The sequence below is a fragment of the Pseudoalteromonas sp. Z1A2 genome (assembly GCF_011378755.1).
GTDB classification, from domain to species: Bacteria; Pseudomonadota; Gammaproteobacteria; order Enterobacterales; family Alteromonadaceae; genus Pseudoalteromonas; species Pseudoalteromonas distincta.
Genome location: NZ_WTKX01000004.1, coordinates 141583 through 165934 on the forward strand (window position 1 = coordinate 141583; position 24352 = coordinate 165934).

Annotated in this window: 22 protein-coding genes; 14 read left to right on the forward strand and 8 right to left on the reverse strand. The window is 40.0% G+C overall.

Annotated features, from left to right (window positions below; genetic code table 11):
- Positions 1 to 13 precede the first annotated feature (13 nt).
- The gene (locus GQR47_RS05045; RefSeq protein ID WP_165723594.1) at positions 14 to 2266 is read left to right on the forward strand and encodes an EAL domain-containing protein; all 2253 of its coding nucleotides are present in this window, start codon (positions 14 to 16) and stop codon (positions 2264 to 2266) included.
- Here GQR47_RS05045 and GQR47_RS05050 read toward each other — a convergent pair.
- A complete protein-coding gene (locus tag GQR47_RS05050; RefSeq protein ID WP_165723585.1) occupies positions 2263 to 2457 on the reverse strand; it encodes a hypothetical protein in 195 nt (64 codons plus the stop codon). The genes GQR47_RS05045 and GQR47_RS05050 overlap by 4 nt on opposite strands.
- A 140-nt stretch (positions 2458 to 2597) precedes the next feature.
- Entirely contained in the window at positions 2598 to 3170 is a 573-nt protein-coding gene (yeiP, locus tag GQR47_RS05055) for an elongation factor P-like protein YeiP (RefSeq protein WP_002962153.1), read from the reverse strand.
- A gap of 194 nt (positions 3171 to 3364) precedes the next feature.
- On the opposite strand from yeiP, the gene GQR47_RS05060 reads away from it, so the two are divergent.
- Positions 3365 to 3751 (forward strand): MmcQ/YjbR family DNA-binding protein, encoded by a 387-nt coding sequence (locus tag GQR47_RS05060; RefSeq protein ID WP_024596739.1) that lies wholly within the window; start codon positions 3365 to 3367, stop codon positions 3749 to 3751.
- Positions 3752 to 3786: 35 nt separating this feature from the next.
- On the opposite strand, the gene GQR47_RS05065 is transcribed toward GQR47_RS05060, so the two are convergent.
- From GQR47_RS05065 to fadI, 3 genes are all read right to left on the reverse strand, one after another.
- On the reverse strand, positions 3787 to 4296 hold the full coding sequence (locus GQR47_RS05065) for a GNAT family N-acetyltransferase (protein ID WP_165723595.1): 510 nt from the start codon (positions 4294 to 4296) through the stop codon (positions 3787 to 3789).
- A 74-nt stretch (positions 4297 to 4370) separates the two neighbouring features.
- Positions 4371 to 6578, reverse strand: a complete 2208-nt coding sequence (gene fadJ / locus GQR47_RS05070; RefSeq protein ID WP_165723596.1) for a fatty acid oxidation complex subunit alpha FadJ — start codon at positions 6576 to 6578, stop codon at positions 4371 to 4373.
- Complete coding sequence (fadI, locus tag GQR47_RS05075) at positions 6578 to 7888, reverse strand: acetyl-CoA C-acyltransferase FadI (RefSeq protein WP_004335629.1); 1311 nt, start codon at positions 7886 to 7888, stop codon at positions 6578 to 6580. Before fadI ends, fadJ begins: the two co-directional genes overlap by 1 nt.
- A gap of 306 nt (positions 7889 to 8194) precedes the next feature.
- Between fadI and GQR47_RS05080 the strand changes: the two genes are divergently transcribed.
- The 9 genes from GQR47_RS05080 (at position 8195) to GQR47_RS05120 (ending at position 17500) form a co-directional block, all read left to right on the forward strand.
- On the forward strand, positions 8195 to 9151 hold the full coding sequence (locus GQR47_RS05080) for a MoxR family ATPase (protein ID WP_007377762.1): 957 nt from the start codon (positions 8195 to 8197) through the stop codon (positions 9149 to 9151).
- Positions 9152 to 9154: 3 nt separating this feature from the next.
- Complete coding sequence (locus tag GQR47_RS05085) at positions 9155 to 10099, forward strand: DUF58 domain-containing protein (protein ID WP_165723597.1); 945 nt, start codon at positions 9155 to 9157, stop codon at positions 10097 to 10099.
- 2 nt (positions 10100 to 10101) lie between these two features.
- Positions 10102 to 10536 (forward strand): DUF4381 domain-containing protein, encoded by a 435-nt coding sequence (locus GQR47_RS05090; RefSeq protein ID WP_165723598.1) that lies wholly within the window; start codon positions 10102 to 10104, stop codon positions 10534 to 10536.
- Positions 10529 to 11515, forward strand: coding sequence for a VWA domain-containing protein (locus GQR47_RS05095; RefSeq protein WP_165723599.1), 987 nt, complete (start codon positions 10529 to 10531; stop codon positions 11513 to 11515). Before GQR47_RS05090 ends, GQR47_RS05095 begins: the two co-directional genes overlap by 8 nt.
- A complete protein-coding gene (locus tag GQR47_RS05100) occupies positions 11515 to 13446 on the forward strand; it encodes a VWA domain-containing protein (RefSeq protein ID WP_165723600.1) in 1932 nt (643 codons plus the stop codon). The genes GQR47_RS05095 and GQR47_RS05100 overlap by 1 nt, the downstream gene beginning before the upstream one ends.
- Positions 13440 to 15098, forward strand: coding sequence for a BatD family protein (locus GQR47_RS05105; RefSeq protein ID WP_165723601.1), 1659 nt, complete (start codon positions 13440 to 13442; stop codon positions 15096 to 15098). The genes GQR47_RS05100 and GQR47_RS05105 overlap by 7 nt, the downstream gene beginning before the upstream one ends.
- Before the next feature lie 61 nt (positions 15099 to 15159).
- Positions 15160 to 15717: a sigma-70 family RNA polymerase sigma factor gene (locus GQR47_RS05110; protein WP_033011540.1), complete on the forward strand. Its 558-nt coding sequence runs from the start codon at positions 15160 to 15162 to the stop codon at positions 15715 to 15717.
- On the forward strand, positions 15717 to 16469 hold the full coding sequence (locus GQR47_RS05115; RefSeq protein ID WP_165723602.1) for a DUF3379 family protein: 753 nt from the start codon (positions 15717 to 15719) through the stop codon (positions 16467 to 16469). The genes GQR47_RS05110 and GQR47_RS05115 overlap by 1 nt, the downstream gene beginning before the upstream one ends.
- Positions 16470 to 16633: 164 nt before the next feature.
- Entirely contained in the window at positions 16634 to 17500 is an 867-nt protein-coding gene (locus GQR47_RS05120) for a Tim44-like domain-containing protein (RefSeq protein WP_165723603.1), read from the forward strand.
- A 48-nt stretch (positions 17501 to 17548) separates the two neighbouring features.
- Here GQR47_RS05120 and ggt read toward each other — a convergent pair whose 3' ends face one another.
- A complete protein-coding gene (gene ggt, locus GQR47_RS05125) occupies positions 17549 to 19222 on the reverse strand; it encodes a gamma-glutamyltransferase (RefSeq protein ID WP_165723604.1) in 1674 nt (557 codons plus the stop codon).
- Positions 19223 to 19320: 98 nt separating this feature from the next.
- Positions 19321 to 19863 (reverse strand): GNAT family N-acetyltransferase, encoded by a 543-nt coding sequence (locus GQR47_RS05130; protein ID WP_024596749.1) that lies wholly within the window; start codon positions 19861 to 19863, stop codon positions 19321 to 19323.
- A 51-nt stretch (positions 19864 to 19914) separates the two neighbouring features.
- Here GQR47_RS05130 and GQR47_RS05135 point away from each other — a divergent pair, with 51 nt between their 5' ends.
- Complete coding sequence (locus GQR47_RS05135; RefSeq protein WP_024596750.1) at positions 19915 to 20280, forward strand: hypothetical protein; 366 nt, start codon at positions 19915 to 19917, stop codon at positions 20278 to 20280.
- A 101-nt stretch (positions 20281 to 20381) separates the two neighbouring features.
- Here GQR47_RS05135 and fabB read toward each other — a convergent pair whose 3' ends face one another.
- Positions 20382 to 21593, reverse strand: a complete 1212-nt coding sequence (fabB, locus tag GQR47_RS05140) for a beta-ketoacyl-ACP synthase I (protein WP_004335606.1) — start codon at positions 21591 to 21593, stop codon at positions 20382 to 20384.
- A 179-nt stretch (positions 21594 to 21772) separates the two neighbouring features.
- On the opposite strand from fabB, the gene mnmC reads away from it, so the two are divergent.
- Both mnmC and GQR47_RS05150 read left to right on the forward strand, forming a co-directional pair.
- Positions 21773 to 23782, forward strand: a complete 2010-nt coding sequence (gene mnmC, locus GQR47_RS05145) for a bifunctional tRNA (5-methylaminomethyl-2-thiouridine)(34)-methyltransferase MnmD/FAD-dependent 5-carboxymethylaminomethyl-2-thiouridine(34) oxidoreductase MnmC (protein WP_165723605.1) — start codon at positions 21773 to 21775, stop codon at positions 23780 to 23782.
- A 67-nt stretch (positions 23783 to 23849) separates the two neighbouring features.
- A complete protein-coding gene (locus GQR47_RS05150; RefSeq protein WP_004335602.1) occupies positions 23850 to 24173 on the forward strand; it encodes a hypothetical protein in 324 nt (107 codons plus the stop codon).
- Positions 24174 to 24352: the final 179 nt, after the last annotated feature.

Genomic DNA, 24352 nt, shown 5'->3' on the forward strand with positions numbered 1-24352 from the left:
AAGTAATCAAAAAATGATAAAAACAATAATAAAACTAAGCATGCTTGTAGTACTTGCTTACTCATTTGAGCTTTTTGCCTTTGAGTCATCACTTAATTACAACTCAGACAATATACTTATACTAGCAAGCGCCATTATATCGCTTGCTTTGCCGTACCTGTTATTTGTAATCCACAAACTTAGACGTTCACGCCGCCAACTTCGACTTTCGGAAAAACGCCTTAAAAGTACCGTAGAAGGTAGCGGCGATACACTTTGGGACTGGAACATAAAAACAGGCGAAGTTATTCGCATTAACGATAAGTATTTAATGGACTCAACTACGTTAATGGGGTTTCCACCAAATAAAGGCCTTATCCATCCTCACGATATTAATAACGTTGAGCACTTGCTAAAAGTGCACTTTGCAGAGCAGTCTGCTTTTTTTGAAGCCACCTACCGAATCAAAGATACTTTTGGTCGTTGGCACTGGGTGCTCGATCGCGGAAAAATAATTGAAAAAGACGCCAACTTATCCCCCCTTAGAATGACAGGTACCGTTCGCGATATATCACAGTTAAAATCAACTGAAGAGCGCTTAAACCTTTTTGCAAAATGTGTTGAGTCGCTCACTGACGCCTTAGCAATTTATGATAAAAACTTTAAACTGGTTGATATAAACCCCAGCTTTTTAACCTTATTTGGTGGCGTACGCGAACAATACTTAGGAAAAGATTTTAGCCTATCTGGTTATGAGCCAAGCTACACAAACAGAATTATTGAAATAGTAAAAGAGCGCGAACATATTCAACAAGAAGTGAAGCTTCGTAATAGTGAGCGCATTTTATTGCCGATAGAAATATCGATAGATGAAATTAAAAACGATCAAAATCAAATAACTAATTATGTCGTTGTATATTCAGATTTAACAGAGCGTAAAAAAGCAGAATCGCAATTACATAACTTATCGAATCGAGATCGCACAACCAGTCTGCCTAACCGAAATTTATTTTTTACTGATTTGCAAAAGCTAGTAAAGCTCAATTCGCATCACGCCTTACTTGTGTTCGATTTAGATAACTTTAAAAAAATAAATGACTCGTTAGGACATCAGCTAGGTGACAGCTTATTAGCTAAACTAGCAATGCGCTTAAATAAACTAACCCGTGAAAATGATGTATTTTATCGTTTAGGCGGCGATGAGTTTGCTCTGGTAATGTCTGACACTAACGACATACATGTAATTACACGCATGGCTAAACAGTTTTTAGCAGCCATTGCTACACCATTTAAAATGGCAGGCCACGAACTGGCAATCACCTCAAGTGTAGGTATTGTATTATTCCCTGAAGACGGTAATACACCTGAACTGCTTTTAAAAAATGCAGATACCGCGATGTATCATGCTAAAAAGAAAGGTAATAGCTACCTATTTTTTAACGACACGATGAACCGTCAAGCCGTTAAACGACTGCAAATTGAAAACCTCATGCGCTTTGGTTTAAAAGAAGACCATTTTGAAGTGTACTACCAACCAAAAATGAATATTCGCACAGGCAAGCTAACCGGAATGGAAGCATTAGTGCGCTTTATTACACCCAAAAAAGGCATTATTAGTCCGGGAGTTTTTATACCTATAGCCGAGGAAACGGGCCAAATAATTGAAATTGGTGAGGTGGTATTAAACAAAGCCTGCAGAGACGTAAAAGAATGGCTAGATAGCGGTTTATTTAGCGGCCGAGTAGCTGTCAACTTATCAGCAAAGCAATTTAGCCTCCCCGATTTAACCTCTCGTATTGACGTTATTTTGAAAAAAAATGAATTACCTTCTTACTTTTTAGAGCTTGAAATAACAGAAGGTACTGTAATGGATGACCCTAAAGAAGCCATTGCAATTATGCGTTCGTTAAGTGCCCGAGGTATTCATTTAGCAATGGATGATTTTGGTACTGGTTATTCATCATTAGCGTATTTAAAGCAATTTCCGCTTAATACACTTAAAGTAGATAAAGCATTTATAGATGACATGACCAACGAACGTGGCCGTAATATGGTCGACTCAATAGTCACTATTGCACATAACCTTGATTTACATGTAGTGGCTGAAGGTGTAGAACAAGCTCATCAAATTGATATACTCAAAAAGCTTAATTGCGAAACAGTACAAGGTTATTACTATTCTAAGCCTCTATCAAAAAGTGAATTTACTGAATTTTTAAAGCAACAACAAACTAAAGCAGCCCCAAGCTTAATTAGAAAAAATAAAAATGTGGCGTCAATAAATTAAGGGCGCCATATACACGCATTTATTCCTACATTTCTTACTAAAGCACGACGATAATGTAGATTAAACAAGCACCAGGCTACAGGTCCAAGTAAACCGCCTAAAATCAGCCATCGCCTAATTGGCATGCCTTTTTTAATGGTTTCTAAATACATTAAAGCTATAAATGCACTGCTTAGTAAAACTATAAACAAAGCTACCCCTTAAAATTGCTCAAAAATACGGCGTTTATTCTAACGCTAACGTGATTAAATTTAAAGCAACAAATCCCCGCGCACAAAAAAATCCGAACCTGTTAAACACAGATTCGGCTTTTAAAATTATAATTTACAAGTTACTTTTCAGCACGACCCATAAATTTGTGTTCAACAGTATTAATACGGATACGGTCACCTGTTGAAATATGCTCTGGCACAGAAATATTTAAGCCAGTAGACATACGTGCAGGTTTTGAACGAGCACTTGCAGATGCACCTTTAATAGATGGGTCTGTTTCTTCAACAACAAGTTCAACACTTGATGGTAAATCAAGTCCTACTGGCGCGCCATCGATAACAATGACGTGTACGCCTTGCGTTTCTTCATTAACAAACAAAATTTCTTCGCTAATAGCATCTTTGTTTAAGTTGTAAGGCGTGTAATCTTCATTATCCATGAACACATACTCGTCGCCATCAATGTACGATAGCATTACTTCACGGCGTGTTAAATCAGCCAGCGTTAGCATGTCACTGTCTTTGAATGTTTCGTCAACTTTACCACCGGTTACCACATCGTATAAACGCATACGGTATAAACTACCACCAGCACGACCTTGCGGCACAGAGCGCACAATATCTTTTACAACTAAAACGCGGCCATTGAAGTCAATAGCAGTACCTTTTTTAACATCACTCGCCTTTGGCATGTGTGAATTCCTATTATTTTTTTGATTGGCAGAAACATACCACGAACTGGATTTTGTTCAACTAAAATTACGTTGGTTTTACGCTACATGTTGTATTAGCTTGTAAAATTTTAATTTATACTAAAATACATATAATCAAATGTGAAAAAAACTGCTATGGTAGCTTTACCGAGTATGACTTCAAGGAATGGATCATGGACCAGAAAAAAGTACATGAGTATTTAGTTAAAAAACCACTTGTTCAGGTTACAAAACCATTTGCGCAAGAGGTTGATGTATATAAAGTGAATCATAAAATGTTTGCGACTCTTGCTATTGGCAATGACGGTCAAACTAATGATGATGGTGAGGTTATTTGGTGGCTTAACTTAAAATGCGATCCTGATGAAGCAATATCATTGCGTGATACTTTCCCGGCAGTGATCCCTGGTTACCATATGAATAAACGCTTATGGAACACAGTAATTTTAGACGGCACAATTGCACAAAGTGAAATTGAGAGAATGATTGATAACTCATTTAATTTAGTCGTAGAAAACATGCCAGAAAAAGACAGAAAAGCTATCGCACTTCACTTGTAGCACTTTTTGGGCTAGGCTACTAGCCCATTAAAACCTTACACCTTAAGCGTATAAATTAAATCGTCGTATAACTTTTCGCCTATTGTATGCACTTTAAAAAGTGTATCGGTATGGGTTAAGCCGCACTTACTAAGCACCTTTACAGAACCAATATTGCCACGCGTTACGACTGCTTTAAACTGCCTAATACCACATTCTTTCCAAGCCCAATCAATCACAGCTCTTAACGACTCTGTCGCGTAGCCTTTATTAAAATACTCTGGCAATAATAAATAACCAAGCTCTGCGGTTTCTCCGTCATAGGCAAAGCCTGTAACACCCACTGGTTGTTTTGTTTTATTATTAATAATGAGTAAGCACAGTGGATGGCGTGATTTAGTATTCCACTTAGGTAAGCGTATCTCAAAGCGGTTTCTTACCAGTGACTCCATTGGCATATCAAAACAATACTTAAGGACTTGAGGATCGCGATGAAGCGCTAGAAAAAAAGGCCAATCAGACTCTTCTATTTGATACATGCTCAATCTTTGTGTAAATAATGTCATTAAGCTCCTCATTTAAATATTAAAAATCATAAAAAAACCGCATCTAAATGCGGTTTTTATAAACAGTAGAAACTTTATTCTTTTGTTTCAATCTCTTTAGTAACTTCAGGCTCAGTGACACTTTGCTCTTGTGGTTCAGTGCTTTGTACTTCAGGAGCTACAACCTCAACAGTTGCTGCATTATAAAAAGTAGTACCAGAGCTTGCCATTGTTACCAGTGACTCACAAGGATCAAAATTAGCATCGCCGTTAGCCAATGTAGACATATCAGAGCTTATTTTACTTGCGCCTAATTTATCCATATAGCTAAACGGGCCACCTAAAAATGGTGGGAAACCAATACCAAATATTGCACCAATGTCGCCATCACGAGGGCTTGCAATAATACCATCATCTAAACAGCGTACTGCTTCGTTAAGCATTTTCGATACACATCGCTTAGCAATTTCGCTTTTGTTTAAACGTGGAGCTGGGGTAACACCCAATAGTTCGTAAACTGACTCATCAACCTTTTTGCCTTTTTTGTCGTATTCATAAAAACCACGACCGGACTTACGGCCAAGGCGTTTTGAATCAATCATACGCATAAATGCATCAGGGCCTTTAAAACGCTCACCTAATTCTTTTTCAAGAATTGGAGCAATTTTAGAGCCAATATCAATCCCTACTTCATCAAGTAGAGCCAGCGGTCCTACCGGAAAGCCAAACTCAACTAGGGCTGCATCAATCTTTTCAATTGGCTCACCCGCAAGCATTAAATTAGCAGCTTCGTTTAAGTAAGGCGCTAAAATACGGTTTACGTAAAAACCGGCCATGTCTTTTACAACAATTGGCGTTTTGCCTTGCTTACGTGCAAAGTTAACAACGCGAGCAATAGTCTCTTTAGATGTACCTTCGTGTGGAATAATTTCCACTAATGGCATTTTTTCTACTGGTGAAAAGTAATGTAAGCCAATTACATTTTCAGGACGTGCTGCCTGCGCTGCAATTTGCGAAATTGGTAATGATGACGTGTTACTAGCAAAAATTGTATTTTCTTGGCATTGCTGCTCTACGTCGGCAACCATACCTTGCTTAAGCGCAAGATCTTCAAACACAGCTTCTATTACTAAATCAATGTGTTTAAAGCCGCTGTAGTCTGTTGTACCTGTAATACGGTTCATTGTTAACTGCATATCAGCTTTAGACATAATACGGCGCTTAAGGCGCTTGTCTAAAATTTTGTAGGTGTAGCTCATTGCATTACTAATGCCCTGCTCTGCTACATCTTTAATACGTACCGGTACTTTAGCTTTAACAGCACTTACGTGCGCAATACCTGCGCCCATTAGTCCACCACCTAAAACAGCAGTCTTGCTAATTGCGGGTGCGTCATCATTGCGCCACTCTTTTTTCATTTCAGTGGTTGCAAAGAAAATACCGCGAAGCGCTTTCGATTCGTCACTCATTACAAGTGTTGCAAAGCTTTCAGCTTCTGTTTTATACGCTTTTAGCTCATCAAGCTCTACACTAGCACGCACAGCTTTAATAATAGCGAGTGGTGCTGGGTAGTGCCCGCCCGTTTTTTTAAGTACGTTTTCTTTAGCTTTTTTAAAGATAAAGTTACGGCCAAACGGGTTTGACTCTAGTAATTTACTAATATTGTCGAGCTTTGGCTCTTTTGCTTGTGGCTTTTTCTTAGTCGCAAATTCTTTTGCAACTTTTAGCAGCACACTGTGTGGTACACAGTCATCAAGCACGCCTGCTTTTTTAGCTTGCTTAGGGCGAATTTGTTTACCTGTTAGCATCCACTCAAGTGCTTTTTGAATACCAACAATTTTAGTTAAGCGCTGCGTACCGCCGCCACCTGGTAGTAAACCAAGTTGCACTTCTGGTAAGCCAATTTTTGTTAAATCGCTGTCGGTACCAACACGGTAGTCACACGCTAAAGCAAACTCTAAACCACCACCTAATGCAGCGCCATGAATCGCACTTACTGTTGTGTATGGCAGTTTTGTCATATCAAAAAATGCCTGATGGCATAGTTCGCTAATAGCTAAAGCATCATCACGCTTTTGAACGCTATCAAGCATTTTTACATCGGCGCCCGCGATAAAGTTATCGGTTTTTCCGCTTATAAATACCATGCCTTTTACATTTTGCGACTTAGCGTCTTCTAATAATGCTTTTAAGTCATCGGCAAAACTACTGCGCAGGGTATTCATTTTCTCCCCTGGCACATCAATCGTTACTACGGCAATTTTGTTTTCATCTACCGCTAAATTAAATACTGAATCAGTCATTACGCGCTCTCCAATACAAAGGCTGCACCTAAACCACCAGCAGCACACGCTGTTGTTAATGCCAAACCGCCACCACGACGTTTAAGCTCGTGTAAGCTTTGCGTAATTAAGCGTGCACCTGTTGCTGCAAATGGGTGACCATATGCTAAAGAGCCGCCGTTAACGTTAAACTTATCCATGTTAATTTCGCCAATTGCTTTGCTGCGACCTAAATGCTCTTGTGCAAATTTGTCTGAGGCAAACATTTTCATATTGGCAAGTGTTTGCGATGCAAACGCTTCGTGCATTTCAATTAAATCTAAATCAGCAAGCGTAATACCCGCTCTATCTAGTGCAATAGGCGTTGAATGAGCTGGGCCCATTAACATGTCTTTTTCTACGCCAATTGCCGAAAATGCAAAGCTACGTACGTAACCTAGTATTTCATAGCCAAGTGCTTTTGCTTTGCTTTCGCTCATCATAAGTACGGCCGCTGCACCATCAGTTAATGGTGTTGCATTTGCAGCGGTAACAGTACCGTGCTGACGGTCAAAAACAGGTTTAAGCTTGGCGTAGCCTTCAACCGTTGAGTTTTTACGAATGTTGTTGTCTTCTGAAATAAAGCTTTTATATGGCGGTAAATGCGCCGTCATTACTTCATCTTTTAACTTACCATCAGCCCATGCTTGCGTTGCAAGTGAGTGAGAACGATGCGCTAACGCATCTTGATCTTCACGGCTAATGTTGTGTGTTTTAGCCATTTGCTCAGCAGTTTGCCCCATTGAAAGGCCTGTTGAGTACTCTGCAACTGCAGGAGGCACTGGTAATAAGTCTTTTAAACGCAGTTTTGAAAATATTTTTAAACGTTGACCAAGCGTACGCGCTTTATTTAAATCAACTAAGCTGCCTGCTAGCTTTTTACTTACACCAATTGGCAATACTGATGACGAATCTGCGCCACCTGCAATACCTACACTTACAGATCCCGCCATAATAGACTCAGCTACATTAGCAATAGCCTGAAAGCTGGTAGCACATGCGCGCGATACAGAATATGCATCAACCGATACAGGCATACCTGTGCCCAATACAATTTCACGTGCAATATTTGGCGCTTCTGGCATTTGTACTACTTGACCAAATACAAGTTGATCAATTTCTGACTTATTGAAATTTAATCGTTCAAGCATTTCGTTAACCACCAATTTCCCCATATCAAGTGCAGGTACATGGTGAAACGCTGTTGCTTGTTTTGCAAAAGGTGTACGTAAGCCGCTAACGATGGCAATACGGTCGCCCTTTGGTGTTTTTAGTATGTTTTGCTCAGACATTTATGCTCTCCCGCTGACAGGTCTGACCTGTTTGTTTTCCTCGATTCTAAACAACCCGTGCCCTAAAGCCAATAGATAAACACAAATTTATATAAACAGTGTTTAATTACGACTATCACAATAGGCTTTTTTAGACGCATTTACAAAGTTTTGTGGTACGCTAAAATTCGTTAAAAAATAACGAACTATTTTAAAAAATACAGTCTAACTCTTGAGTTACCCAATTATAAACCTTATAAATAGGTCAGTATTTATCACCTAACACTATTAGGTACAAACCCAGCTGACGAGGACAGTCCACTTATTATGGCAGCTAACGCATTTTCACAATTAAAAACGTACTTAGATACACAAATCATTGGCCAGCCAGAGCTTACTCAAGCGCTACTTATTGCTATTTTAGCTGATGGTCACTTATTAGTAGAAGGCCCTCCTGGGCTTGCAAAAACACGTGCAGTTAATGCACTTGCTAAAGGCATTGAAGGCTCATTTCAGCGCGTACAGTTTACGCCAGATTTATTACCAGCTGATGTAACAGGTACCGATATTTACCGCCAACAAACTAGCGAGTTTGTATTTGAAAAAGGCCCTCTTTTTCACAACCTAATTTTAGCTGACGAAATTAATCGTGCACCAGCCAAAGTACAATCAGCACTATTAGAAGCCATGGCAGAGCGACAAGTTACCGTGGGTAAAAATACCTATCCGCTTAGCGAACTGTTTTTAGTTATGGCAACGCAAAACCCGCTAGAGCAAGAAGGGACTTACCCGTTACCAGAAGCCCAGCTGGATCGCTTTTTACTGCACCTAAGTATTGACTACCCTGGCGCAGAGCATGAGCTTGATATACTACGTTTAACACGCGGCGAAGCGCTTAACGAGCAACAACCAGTAATGCAAAAAATTAGTCAAAGCGATTTATTTGCAGCTCGTAAAGAAATATTAGGCCTTTATTTAGCAGAGCCACTTGAGCAATATTTAGTACAACTTATTATTGCCACTCGTGAAGGCGCTAAATTAGACGCGCAACTAGGTAGCTGGATTGAGTTTGGTGCAAGTCCGCGTGCAACAATAGCACTTGATAAATGTGCTCGTGCTCATGCATGGCTTCAAGGCCGTGACTTTGTAGCACCTGATGATATTCAAGCTGTTGTGCATAACGTACTGCGTCATCGCATTATTTTAAGTTACGAAGCCCAAGCCGATGGCATTACTAAAGATCAAGTAATAAGCCGTATAGTTGAACTTGTAGCCGTACCATAAGTTATGCAAAAACAATTAGAAACCCAAGCATGGCTCAAACAGAGCCATAGCCACGGTGTTAATTTAGCACTCAAAGAGCTGATGTATTACAAAGCCAAAGCGCAATTGCTTGAACTTGCCCCTAAGGTAAAAATAAAAAACACCTTAACAGGGCAATACCTTGCACCGCACAAAGGCCGAGGAATGGAATTTGCCGAAGTGCGACATTATCAGCAAGGTGACGATATTCGCTCTATTGATTGGCGAGTTACTGCGCGTACCGGCGAGACTCACACAAAGCTCTTTCAAGAAGAAAAAGAGCGCCCTGTGTTTGTGTTCACTGATTTTTCAAACTCAATGCTGTTTGGCTCAAAGTTACTGTTAAAGTCGGTGCAAGCTGCGCATATAAGCGCTCTTGTTGCATGGTCGGCGTGTCAGCGCGGCGATAGAATTGGCGGTATTGTGTTTAATCAGCACTCGCATTTAGAGCTAAAACCCAGCGCCCGTGAAAAAGCCGTGCTTAAGCTTTGTCATAATTTATGCGACAACCACCAGCAAGCGCTCAACAATATTGATAAAACAGCCACTAACAACTTTAGCGATAACCTAAAGCGCCTTAATCATTTAGCAAAACCAGGCAGCTTAGTGTATTTGGTGTCTGATTTTAATGCTCTGGATGATGCCAGCTTTAAGCAACTCGAAATATTAAGCCGTCACTGCGAGCTGATTGGTTGCCACATAAGCGATCCGTTTGAGCATCAGTTACCTGCGTTTAAGCAAGCTGTCACCGTTAATGCAAATGGTCAAGACTTTGCCCTACCACTAATGGATAACAACTTTAGAGAACGCTTTGCTAAAAATGCTGAGCAAGCATTTAGTACGCGCTTTAATCGCTTAACTAAATCGGGTCTTAATTTAATATCATTCAATGCAGCAACACCGCTTGAGCTGCAATTAGTGAGAAAATAACCATGCAAACCAATCCACTCGATGGCCTGCACGATATAATAGCGCCAAGCCAAGTTAATTGGTGGCCACTCGCCCCTGCTTGGTGGGTTATTATTGCACTGCTGTTTTTAGCACTGTGCGCAGCTATTTATATATTTTATAAAAAACATAAATTTAAAAAGCCTAAACGCTACGCAATACAATTGAGCCAAAGTGAGCAAAACCCTCAGCAACTGCATATTATTTTAAAGCGTTTAGTGATTGAATATTACGACAAGCGACTTGCTGCGCAATCTACCTCTAAATGGTGCACAACACTTAATATGCTTACCGGTTTAAGCTTTACAGAACAAGAAATACTAAGCTTGTATAACCCCAGCCAAAAAGATACAACACTGTGCGAAAAATTTCGCCAAGGTATTAAACAATTTAAAATAAAGGAGTCAGTAAATGTTTGAATTTAGCTGGCCATGGTTATTTTTATTACTACTCTTGCCTTTATTACTTTTACTATTAAAACCCGCAGCAAGTAATGCCAGTACGCGTTTACGTATACCCAGTTTTGCAAAGCACAATTTAACCAGCCAAAGCATTGAGCCACACGCACGACGTTTAAACTCTTTCGAGTGGATAATTTGGTTATTACTTGTTACTGCCGCTGCCAATCCAACATGGTTAGATGAGCCAATCTCATTACCAAATGAAGGGCGCGATATAATGTTAGCGGTCGATTTATCAGGCTCGATGACCGAACAAGACATGGCTTACAATGGCCAATATGTTGACCGCCTCACCATGGTAAAAGCCGTACTCAGTGATTTTATAGAGCAACGTCAAGGCGACAGGCTTGGACTGATATTATTTGGCGACACCGCGTTTTTACAAACCCCCCTCACCCGCGACGTTAAAACAGTAAGTAAAATGCTCAGCGAAGCGCAAATTGGTTTAGTAGGGCGCGCAACAGCAATTGGTGATGCATTGGGTCTTTCGGTAAAACGCTTTGCCAATAAAGATGAAAGTAACCGAATTGTGGTGCTATTAACCGACGGACAAAACACCGCTGGTAATTTAAACCCAGAAGATGCCCTACTGCTAGCTCGCGAAGAAGGTATTAAAGTGTACACCATTGGTGTTGGCTCAGATAATCCGCGCGGCTTTAGTCTCTTTAATGTGGGTGGCTCTAGTGGCAGTAATTTAGATGAAAGCTTACTTAAAAAGATTGCCGAGCAAACTGGCGGATTATACTTTAGAGCTAAAGATGTAGCTGGCCTTCAACAAATTTACGCAGAGCTTGATAAGCTTGAACCTATTAGCGCTGATGAACAAACATTTCGCCCACAAAGCTCATTATTTTACTACCCGTTACTTATCGCTATTTTACTTATTAGCTTAAAAGTAATGCTTAGTACACTGCGTGCATTAAAGGAGCCAAACTAATGGATTTTGAATTTATTCGCCCCGCTCTTTTATGGTTACTCATACCTGCTGTGGCATTATTTTTTGTTGCCTTAATTAAGCATAAAAAAACGACTAGTGAGCAGCTAATTGCACCTCATTTAGCACAATTTATAATGAGCGAAGCAAACACTAAAGCCAGCCAGCCACTTTGGTTAGTTGCTTTGTTTTGCAGCCTTGGCATTTTATTTAGTGCTGGGCCTAGTTTTGAGAAAAAACAAGTTCCTGTATTTCAAAGTAAAAGTGCCCGTGTAATTGTTATGGATATGTCGTATTCAATGTACAGCACCGATATTTTACCAAATCGTTTAATGCAATCACGCTTTAAAGCGCTTGATATGATTGAGCTATTTAAAGAAGGTGATACCGCGCTTGTAGCTTACGCAGGCACGGCCTATGTAATTTCACCACTAACAAACGATGCCACAACACTCAGTAATTTAATTCCAAGCTTAAGCCCTGAAATAATGCCAGACAAAGGCTCAAACGTTTTAGCGGGTCTTGATATGGCCAAAGAGCTATTAACACAAGCGGGTTATATTGATGGCGACATTATTTTAGTGACCGACGGTATTGACCAACAAGAACAAAGCGACGTGAGTAGCTTTACCAGTAACACCCAATATAGATTAAATATATATGGTGTAGGTACCGCTCAAGGCGCACCAATTAAGTTACCTGAAGGCGGCTTTTTGAAAGACAGATACGGCCAAATCGTAGTACCTACAATTAATGCCTCTCAGCTTAAAAATTTAGCATCAAGCAGCGGTGGTAAATTTGCTAGTTACCAACCTAGCAATAACGACATAAATACGTTTGCCCCAAATGCGCAGAGTGAATTATTGAAAGACGAAAAACAAAGCCATGCGCTTTGGCGAATAGATGCAGGTATTTACGGACTCTTGTTATTACTGCCATTTGGTTTGTATTTATTTAGACGCGCTGCCTTGCTAGGCGCATTTTTAGCTTTTGGTTTTTTACCGCAGCAAAATGCGTATGCCGTAGAGCTCCCTACTCTTTTGAAAAATGCAGATCAACGTGCATTAGAGGCTTACAATAATAAAGAATACGATGCAGCAACACAGGCGCAATCGAGTGAGTTGAAAGGCGCGGCGCTTTACCAGCAAGGTAATTTTGATGCTGCACTTAATGAGTTTAGTAATGATAAGTCGGCTACCGGATTATACAACTACGGTAATGCCCTTGCCAAAGCTGGCAAACTTGAGGACGCAATTGAGGCGTACAAACAGGCCCAAACCTTACAAGATGACTTTACACAAGCAGCTGATAACCAAGCCTTAGTTGAGCAATTACTAAATCAACAAGAGCAACAAAACCAGCAAGATCAGCAAAGCGACGGCGACGACCCTCAAGACCAAGATGATAGTCAGAAAAAAGATGAGCAAAACCAAGGGCAAAATTCTGAACAGTCAAAACAGGATCAGCAACAAAATGGTGATAAAAGCGATTCTGAAAAAGGCGAAAACGAAAGTCAAAGCTCAAGCGATGAAAAATCAGATAAAGAGTCTGAACAACCCAAAGATCAACAAGGTGAGCCTGGCGAGCAATCAGATAAGCAAAATGAACCTGATATGCAAGCCCAGCCACAAAGCGAACAAGGGCAAAATAAAGACGCTGATCAGCCTAAAGAGGATGAGCAGCAACAAAGTAAGCCACAAGCAATAAGTGAGCAACCTGCCACTGATGAGCAAAAACAAAATGCTCAGCAACAAGCGATGCAAGCCCAAGCAAGTGAGCTCACTAATGAAGAAAAAGAAAAAGCACAACAGCTTAATCAACTACTTAGAAAAGTCCCGGACGATCCGGCTATTTTATTACGGAATAAAATGCAATTAGAAGCCCAAAAAAGACAATACAAACGTCCCCCTACAGGAGTCGAAAAATCATGGTAATGCGATTATTTTGCTGTTTATTGCTATTAAGTGCGATGCCTTCGTGGGCTGCCACCAAATTAGAAGCCAGCGTAGATAAAAACCCTGTATTAGCGGGTGAATTTTTTATGCTTAATATATCGGTAGACGATACAGTTAAAGGCGAGCAACCAGACACCTCATCGCTGTTAAAAGACTTTGTTGTAGGCCCGACGAGCTTAAGCTCTCGTACCAACATTATTAATGGCAGCATTAATAAACAAACTACGTGGTCAGTTAAACTAATGACCCGTACAGAGGGTGATTACACGATACCGGCATTTAGCGTTGCAGGGTTAACCTCACAACCTATTAAATTAAAAGTGGCAAAACGCTCAGTTGATGCAGATAAAAATAACGAAATATTTTTAAAAACGTCGCTCTCAAGTAATTCATTATTTGTGCAAGAAGCCGGTGTTTACACTGTTAAGCTCTACCTTGCCAAAGAACTGCTTGATGGCAGCTTAAGCACACCAAGTATGGAAGATGCTCAGCTAACCCAACTAGGTAAACAAACTGAGAGTTATGAGCTGGTTGATGGCAAACGCTACCTTGTTATTACCCGTGAGTATTTGATTCAGCCACAAAAAAGTGGTGCCTACACGATTGCAGGCCCTGCGTTTCAAGGGCGAGTACAGCAAAATTACCGCCAACTGGAGGTATCTGCTCTTGGCGATGATCAGCAAGTAGAAATAAAACCAATCCCGAGTGACTATAAAGGTGCATGGTTACCAAGCGAATTGGTTAACCTTGATGAAGAATGGCAACCTAACGACAACACAGTAGAAGTAGGTACGCCTATAACTCGTACTATTACACTTACCGCGCTTGGAGTTACAAAAGAGCAATTACCTGAAATCTCTATGCCTACTATTGATGGCATACGCAGCTACCCTGATAAAAAAGAAAATAACAATGCAGTGCGAGACGGACGCGTTGTGTCGCAGCAAACGGCATCATATGCCTTACTGCCGCAAAAACCAGGTACTTATACTTTGCCTGAAATAAAGCTGCCTTGGTTTAATACCAAAATGAACCGTATTAGCTTAGCCACATTACCAAAGCGTACTATTACAGTAACGCCAAGTACTACCGCGCCTAATACAGCCATAGCAAACCCACAACCCAGCACAAATAATTCACCTACTCTTGAAAATATTTCGAATCAAGCAACTGGCACACAACCTATTGAAACTAAAAGTGATACTCCTCTTTGGTTAATAGTTGTTGCCGCTTTAGGGTATATTTTATGGATTGGTACTGTAATTTTTTACTTAATAAGCCGTTCTACTAAAAATACGACTGAAAAATTACAGCTAAACACCCGTGGTACTTCTCAGCCAAGCTTAAATGAGCTTAAAGCATTAGCCAAAACACACGATGTGAAAGCCTTTTACACCGCATTAAATAACTTTTCTATAAAGGTGACTCATAAAAATGTTGGCGCGATTGATGAGCTCTGCATCCACGTAAACAGCAGCGAGCTTAATGGTCTCATTAGCCAATTGCAGGCACAACTTTATAGTAATAAAGGCGCAAACACGGATCTTAATGCTATTATTAAAATTCTTGAGATCTATCAAACTCAGGCATCAAAGTCGCAACAAGCTGTATTAAAAGACCTTTATGATTAATAACTACGAACCTTAGGTCTTTTTTTGCAATAACTAATAATTTTTAATTAAAAAAGTGCTTATGCTTGGAAAGAAAAAATCAAACAATCAGGTCTTAATCGATATGGCAGAGAAACAAAAGCGTTATGAAGCCTTGGTCCACGTTTACAATAAAGAGCTTTATCGCTTTGCTTATTGGTTATGCCGTGATCCGCACATAGCAGATGATTTAGTACAGGAAACGTTTTTACGCGCATGGCGTTCACTCGACTCTTTACTTGATCAAAAGGCAGCTAAACCTTGGCTGCTTACTATATTACGAAGAGAAAACGCACGCCGATTTGAACGTAAACAGTTTGATTGCAGCGACGTAGAAAACGATACGCTTGTTGATGAAACCAGCCATTCATTAGACGATGAAATGGAACAAACGGTAATTCAACGCCAGATTGCACTGCTATCTGATGAATACCGAGAGCCATTATTACTGCAAGTTGTAATGGGCTGCTCTGGTGAAGAAATTGCAGGCATACTTAATTTAAATAAAAACACGGTAATGACTCGTTTATACCGTGCCAGAAATCAACTTAAAGAGGCTTTAAGCCGTGATGATGAACAACTTAAAGGGGCATCAAAATAATGGATGAACTTGAGTTTCGTCGCCGCACTATTGCGCAGCCAAACGACATTGACAAGGAGCTTATGGAGTTTGCTGACAATAACCCAGAGCGACAAAGTTTTATTAACGATATGAAAGGTTTTGATAAATTCATTCGAGATTCTTTAGATATACCTGTGCCTGAAAATCTTGCAGACCGCATTCTTTTAAACACATCGTTAAAAGAAAAAGCACTCCAAGAAGAACAAGCAACTGGTAAAAACGTGGTTGATGCTCGATCGCGTTTTAAGTTTGATCGTGTACATCTTGCGTTAGCAGCGTCTTTTGTAGTGGCGATTAGTGCCTTCTTTTTTAGTACAGAGCAAAATATTGCACACGAAGCAGGTGAGCATGCGCTTGCCCATGTGTACTACGAAATTAATGCGCTTGATAAAAAAGAGCCCATTAGCCTACAAAGCGTTAACGACAAGCTTGCAGTATTAGGTGGTCACCTTGATGAGCTTCCTGGCGCTGTAACTTATGCCATGTTTTGTGATTTTAAAGGCGAAAAAGGACTGCATTTAATATTTGAGTCTGATTTTGGTCCAATGACGGTATTTATAGTGCCTTCTGAAAATAAATCATTCGGTTTTGGGGATGACAACTTCCGCGATGAGCGCTTTGAAGGTCACATTAATCGTGGCTCACAAGCTGATACTATTTTAGTGGCAAGTCTTGGGGCACCTCTAGATACATACAATGAACGCGTTACTGGCGCAATTCGTTGGCTTTAAAATAGACAAATTTACCGCTTAGTTTCTACTGAGCGGTTTTTTGATTATATACTCACCAACAAAGCGTTTCTTCACTCCCCAAAACCTCTGATTTTTAAAGTAATTAATTAAATTTCTAAAGAAAGTAAATTATAATCGCGGCTCGATTTTAATTAGGGAATTTCATGAAGAACATCATCGTTATTTTTTCATTATTGGCATTATTATGTACTGCCAGTTTTGATGCACACGCACGTAAAAAATTTGGCAGTAGTAAACGCGGACAGACACCTGCAACACAACAAACAGCGCAAAAACAACAAACAGATACAACAACACCTAACGCTACACCTAAAGCCACACCTAAAGCCACATCAAATAAAAAAGGCATTATGGCAGGCGTTTTTGGAGGGCTTTTAGCGGGTGGCTTAATTGCAGCAATGTTAGGCGACGATTTTGAAGGTTTTCAGCTATTAGAAATTATTTTATTAGCTGGCGGACTCTTTATTTTATTTAAGCTAGTAACGGGCTTTTTACGTACTAATCGTGCCCCACAACTTGCCAGTGCAAGTACAAGTGCTCAGCAAAATGCTTTTAAACAAGCACCTATCGAGCAACCAACAAGTACAGGCTTTGCAAGCAGCGCCCCACAAGGTGAAAGTGTGCCTTTTAATTTACCACCTAACTTTGACGTTAATGGCTTTTTGCAAGGCGCCCGTAGTCATTACCACACACTACAAACTGCATGGAACAATGCCGATTACTCCACAATGGCTGAATACTTAAGCCCTGCACTTGTTGCCGAGTTTAAAGCTGAACGTGAAGCTATACAAAGCGTAGAAACAGAAGTGATGTTTATTGATGCCGAACTTGTGCGCGCAGATACAAACGCGCAATCGTGGCAGGTTAGTGTTCGCTTTAAAGGTAAGTACCGTGATTTAGGCGATAAAAAAGAAGAGCCTATTTTAGAAATTTGGCACTTAGAGCGTCTAATTTCAGACGATGCTCCATGGCTAATAGTGGGTGTTGAAGATTTAATTGATACTCAATAATTTTATATTGTTTAAAACACCGCGCTCTTAACGCGGTGTTTTTTTTATTTAAAAAACAATTGATTTACCACGTCCTGATGCTTCAGAAGCGGCATCTAATTGGCCCTCTTTATTAATAATAACGTGTAAGTCACCAAAGTGATTCTCATCTATGGTGTAGCCCATTTTTGTAAGTTCTGCTTTTACGCTATCGGTTAAACCTATGTGTGTTCTAATTATATTTTTAGGCCACAGTTGATGATGAAAACGAGGGCTATTTACAACCTGCTCTGCAGTCATATCAAACTCTACCGCATTTAAGATAGATTCGTACACAGAGCTAATAATCGTTGTGCCACCAGGCGAGCCTGTCACCATTTTAACGGTGTTGTCTTTAAGGAGTATTGTAGGCGTCATAGAGCTAAGCATACGCTTGTGCGGCTGTATTTCATTAGCTTTACCGCCTATTGCACCAAACGCATTCATAACGCCAGGTTTGGCACTAAAGTCGTCCATTTCATCATTTAAAATAAACCCTGCACCTTCAACAACTACACCGCTACCAAACCCTAAGTTTATTGTGGTGGTATTTGCGACAGCGTTACCCATTTTATCAACGATTGAAAAGTGTGTAGTTTGCTCACTTTCTTTAAGGCCCGGTTTAATATTTTCGGTAGTCGAGATAGCGGTTAACGAAATGCCATTACTGCGCTCTTTGAGGTAGTTAATATTAGTTAATGCGTTGACTGGTACATCAAAAAAATCAGGATCGCCCAAATACTCCGCCCTATCTGCAAATACACGTTTACCTATTTCAGAAAGTAAGTGTACATACTGAGTAGAGTTATGCGCTAAGCCCGCATCTGGTTTTTGTAACTCATACATTTTAAGCCACTGTAAAATAGCAATACCACCTGAACTCGGCGGTGGAGAAGTAAGTACTTCATAACCATTCCAACTCGCTTTAATAGGTGTACGTGATTTAGCGGTGTAACCTTTTAAATCATCTTGATTAATTATACCGCCATGTTGGTGCATAAATTTAGCAATAATATTTGCAGTTTCGCCTTTATAAAACCCATCTTGGCCGTTATCACGGATACGCTTTAGCGTCGCCGCTAACTCGGGTTGCTTAAATACTTTATTAGCTTTTACATCAGCAAAGTATTTTTCGAAGTTTACATTTATTTTTTGCTCTTTTAGGTGGGCTATATAATTGCTCACACCTTTTGCTAACTTAGGCGGAACTACAAACCCTTGCTCAGCCAACGTTACCGCTGGTTGTACTAATTCTTCCCACTTTAAAGTGCCATGTTTTTGATGAGCAAGCCACATGCCCGCTACACTGCCAGGTACACCGCTTGCGTGAATGCCATATATTGATTTGTTTGCAATAACATTACCTTGCTCATCTAAATACATATCACGATGAGCCGCTGTTGGCGCTGTTTCGCGATAATCTATAAAATCGCCCTTGCCATCTTTTTGAATAAGCATAAATCCCCCGCCGCCAATATTGCCGGCTTCAGGAAGCGTTACTGCAAGTACAAATTGTGCCGTAATAGCCGCATCAACAGCATTACCGCCTTGCTCTAATATACTTTTAGCAGCATAGGCACTGAACGAGTCAGGCATTGCTACCGCGCTTTGCGATAAAGGCTGCGCTAAAACACTAAAAGCAGCGAACTGTAAAACCAGCACACTTTTGACAATTAATTTATTTGGTGAAAAAAGCAATCCCATACAACATCCTTAATTTATTATTTTTTAGTTACGCATTCTTATTAATGCACGTCACTTAAGGACAGGTCAATCTTTATACTGTTGATATTTAATCATCTTTAAACACTTTTTGAATAAAGCACCGCAGGTAAGTCGCCTTGCTCGTCTGTATGTGTATAATTTTTTATAAATTGCAGACCTAGCTTTTTCATTATATTTATAGAGGCCGTATTATCTTTTAGTGCCGTTGCACTTATCGCCTTAACGTCATCTTGCTTTATAAGTTCATCACATAATGCTAAAGCCGCCTCGGTTGCATAACCATGCCCCCAACTTGCTTGCTTAAAGCGCCAGCCTATTTCAATATCACTGTAGTTTGGTGCATCAGTAAAAAAGCACATAGGCCTTATTAATACCCAGCCTATAAATGTATTGGTTTGCTTTATAGTGATACTCCACAGCCCCCAGCCTTTAAGCTCATTTCGATATGCGAGCATACGAGGCACTCCCTCATTTTTTATTTGCTCTAAAGAGGTAGGTTCACCTCGTGTTAAATACTGCATTACAGCTGGGTCTTGGTCGAGTTCAAATAATTGAGGCCAATCATGCTCATTCATTAATTTAAAATTTAATCGTTTTGTTACGGGGGCGTTCATTTTCATTGTTGTATAGTCTGCCTCGAATTAATTATCAGTCTCTAAAGGAGATAGCACATGAATAAATTAGCAGGTTTAGCTTTATTAGGCACTTTAATTACATTAACTGGTTGTGAAGATGCCAACGAAGTAAAAGAAGATGCAAAAGATAAAAGCGCACAAATGCAAGAAAAGCTTGGTGATGCATGGAACGACGTTAAAGAGACAACTAACGATCTTAAAAATGACGAGTCTTTAAACGAGCTATTAGAGCAAAGTAAAGCAATGGGCTTAGACATGTACGACGACGGCAAAGAGATTGCAGTTGACGCATGGATTAAAAGCAAAGAAGCTGCTGGCGAGTTAACTGAAAAAACTAAGCAAAAAGCGCAAGAAATTGCAGACGAAATTGAGCAAGCGCGTCAAGAACATAACGAAGGTTAATTAAACTTTCGATAATAAAAAAGGAAAGCCTCGGCTTTCCTTTTTTGTTTTGGGCTATTTAGCCCAGTTATGCGTTTGCATATAGGGCTTATAAGCTCAAATTAACCTTTGTACTTACTCATCACTAAAGTCGCGTTTGTGCCACCAAAGCCAAAGCTATTAGACATTACAGTATTTAACTCAACATCACGACGCTCAGTAATAATATCTAAACCTGTCGCTTGCTCATCTAGCTCATCAATATTAATTGAAGGTGCTACAAAGCTGTGCTCTAGCATTAATAATGAGAAGATAGCTTCGTGAACACCTGCAGCACCTAGGGCATGACCCGTCATTGCTTTAGTTGCGCTGATCATTGGTGATTTACCACCAAATACTTCTTGTATCGCACCTAGCTCTTTAACGTCACCTACTGGTGTAGATGTACCATGCGTGTTTAGGTAATCAATACTATCTACATCTTGCATAGCTTGGCGCATACAACGTGCTGCACCTTCGCCAGATGGAGCAACCATGTCGTAGCCATCTGATGTTGCACCATAGCCAACAATTTCAGCGTAAATGTGCGCGCCACGTGCAAGTGCATGTTCAAGTTCTTCAACTACAACAATACCGCCGCCGCCAGAAATAACAAAACCATCGCGATTTGCATCATATGTACGAGATGCTTTTTCAGGGGTTTCATTGTATTTAGTAGAAAGTGCGCCCATAGCGTCAAATTCCATTGCCAATGTCCAGTGCAGCTCTTCACCACCACCAGCAAACACAACGTCTTGCTTGCCAAGCTGAATTTGCTCTACGGCATTACCAATACAATGCGCAGATGTTGCACATGCAGAGCTAATTGAATAGTTAACACCTTTAATTTTAAATGGTGTTGCTAAGCAAGCAGATGTAGTGCTCGCCATAGTGCGTGGCACCATATAAGGCCCTACACGTTTTACGCCTTTTTCACGTAAAATATCAGCAGCTTCTACTTGCCATTTAGACGAACCACCGCCAGAGCCAACAATAATACCCGTGCGCTCATTTGATACTTGGTCGTCAGACAAACCTGAGTCTTCAATTGCTTGCGTCATTGAAATATAAGAGTAAGCAGCAGCATCTCCCATAAAGCGCATTGCTTTGCGGTCAACGTGTGCTTTAACGTCAATATCAATTTTACCCGATACGTTACTACGTAACTTATAATCGGCAAATTCTTGATTAAAAGCGATGCCGCTTTTGCCCGTTTTTAACGATTCTAATACTTCTTCTTTGTTGTTACCTATACTTGATACAACACCGATACCTGTAATTACAGCTCTTCTCATGGGTAATTCCCTTAGCTTAATACTTAATTGCATTCTATTTTACGCGAATTTAATCACCTAAGTGGTCAGCTTTCTAGCGTACACTTGTACTCTGAACTGCTAGCTTATAAATAACGCCAGACTATTTCAAAGAAAACCCGTAAAATAATTAAAAAATATATCTATAAAATTAAAAAATCATGATCAAAAATGCACATATACACTTTAATAATTTAGGTACACCTTTCGCTAATGACTTCGGTGATATTTATTTTTCTAATGACGATGGCTTAGCTGAATCGCATTATGTGTATTATGAGCAAAATAATATAGATGCACGATTACAAAATCATGACCAGCCACATTTTGTTATTGCTGAAACCGGCTTTGGTACAGGTTTAAACTTTTTAAATACATGGCAACGCTTTACTGACCACCTTGCACGTCAACAAGTTCAAAATCAATTAGATAATGGTGTTAAACGCTTACACTTTATTTCATTTGAAAAATATCCACTGCACATAGACGATTTAAACAAAGCACTACAGGCATGGCCATCATTAAGCGCCTTTAGTAACAAATTATCTAAACAATACCCAATTAATTTAGAAGGATGCCACAGACTCGAATTTGACAATGGGCTTGTTGTTCTCGATTTATACTTTGGAGATGCACTTGAATCAATACAAGCAATGAGCTATCCGCAAACAGGAATTGTTGACGCTTGGTATTTAGATGGTTTTGCGCCAAGTAAAAACCCCGAAATGTGGCAGCAAAGTTTATTTAATTCTATGGCCAATATATCAAGGGCAAGTGCAACCTTATCAACATTTACTTCAGCAGGTTTTGTTCGCCGTGGATTAATTGATGCAGGCTTTAATACTAAAAAAGCCAAAGGCTTTGGCCAAAAAAGAGATATGCTTGTTGGCCAACTAGAGTGCGTAAATGATGCTCAATCAGCTCCTGCATATTTTCATCAAGATATCAGCGCTTTAAAAAATGTAGCGGTCATTGGCGGCGGTATAGCCAGTAGCTGCATTTTATATAGTTTGGCTAAACGAGGCATAGTAAGCCAATTATTCTGCCAAGATGAAAAACCAGCTATGGGGGCATCGCACAATGTGCAAGGCGCTATCTACCCTCACCTACAAGCTAAAAATTCACCGCACAGCGAATTGTTTGCACATAGCTTTTTATACGCAAAGCGCCTATATAACAACTTACTTAGCAGTGGTTTTAATTTTGATTACGATTGGTGCGGCGTATTACAACACGCAGTAAAAAAACCTCTGGCCGATAAACATGAAAACTTAGCACAAAAACAACTGTGGCCAACCCAGCTAATGCACAACGTAACCGCAGAGCAAGGCGACGAAATAGCCGGCGTAGAAACAGGTTATTCGGGCGTGTTTTTTGAACAAGGCGGCTGGGTTAACCCTCCGCAATTAGTAAACGCCATGTTAAGCGCTGCAAATAGCATAAACCCATTTAAAAGCGTATTTAACTGCAATATAAAACAGCTTAAAAAAACTGACAGCGGTTGGTTTTTATTAACGAATGATGAGCAGTTAGGTCCTTTTAGTGATGTAATTATTTGTGCGGGCGAGCACAGCGATGCATTTGAGCAAACAAAAGCGCTACCAATAGTAGGCGTACGCGGGCAAGTTTCACATATTGAGGCAAGTGAGCAATCACGCAAACTTAAAACAGTGCTGTGCCATAAAGGGTATTTTACCCCAGCCTATTTAGATCATCACTGTATGGGTGCCACGTTTGAAAAAAATACCAAAAGCCGTCAAGTTACAGCGCTCGACAACCAATTAAACCAAGAGCAACTACTTAGCTTTTATCAGCAAAGTGAATTTGCCTCAACCCTTGGCAATATTACCTCGGCAAAAGCGGCTGTTCGCTGCACATTTATAGATCACCTACCAATGGCAGGGCAATGGTGCGAACAAAGTGATTATACAATGGCCTTTGCTAACTTACGCTTAGGTAAACGCTATCAGTACGAGCAACTTAATAAGCCACAACAAGGCCTACATATTTTTACCGGCTTTGGCGCCCGCGCTTTATGTAGCGCACCGCTAAGTGCAGAACATCTCGTAAGTTGTTTAAATAACGAGCCTCGCCCATTAAGCGAACGTGTAAGCCAAGCTATTCACCCTGCTCGGTTTATAGTACGAGATTTAATTCGTAATAAAATTTAAATGACAAAGGTGCTTATTGAGGTAAAATGAGTATCAATAAATGGAATTTATTATTTAAAGGACTTTAATGAAAACTTTAGCATTTTTAATAATACTACTATGTACTCTATCGTTTAATGTACTTAGCCAAAACGTCACTGAAATCCCACTTCCTGAAGAGTTTGTTACAACAATGGATGTAGCCGGCGAATACCCAATGGTTCGCACTGGTTATTTAACAGATTCAATTTCTGATATCGCTCGCTTTTATCAGCAAAAATTAGGTGAGCCGTTAAAAACAAACGGCAATAATACATATCGCACTTTGTTTTATAATTACCAAGAACATAAGGTTCGTATTAGTCTATATCGCCGTAGTTATGTGACCGAAGTGAGTATAATGGTTGAATAAAAAGTTCTAAAAAACACACCAAAAGCCGCTAATTTTAATACTCAGTTAAGCATCGCACTTTAATTAAAGTATTTTTTGAAATTAGCTCATTTAAACTCTTTTTTACCCTTTAAAAATAATCCCCTACCCCAAGGTCTGTTTGTAAGCACATTACTTTTACTATTTATTGGAAGGAGTTA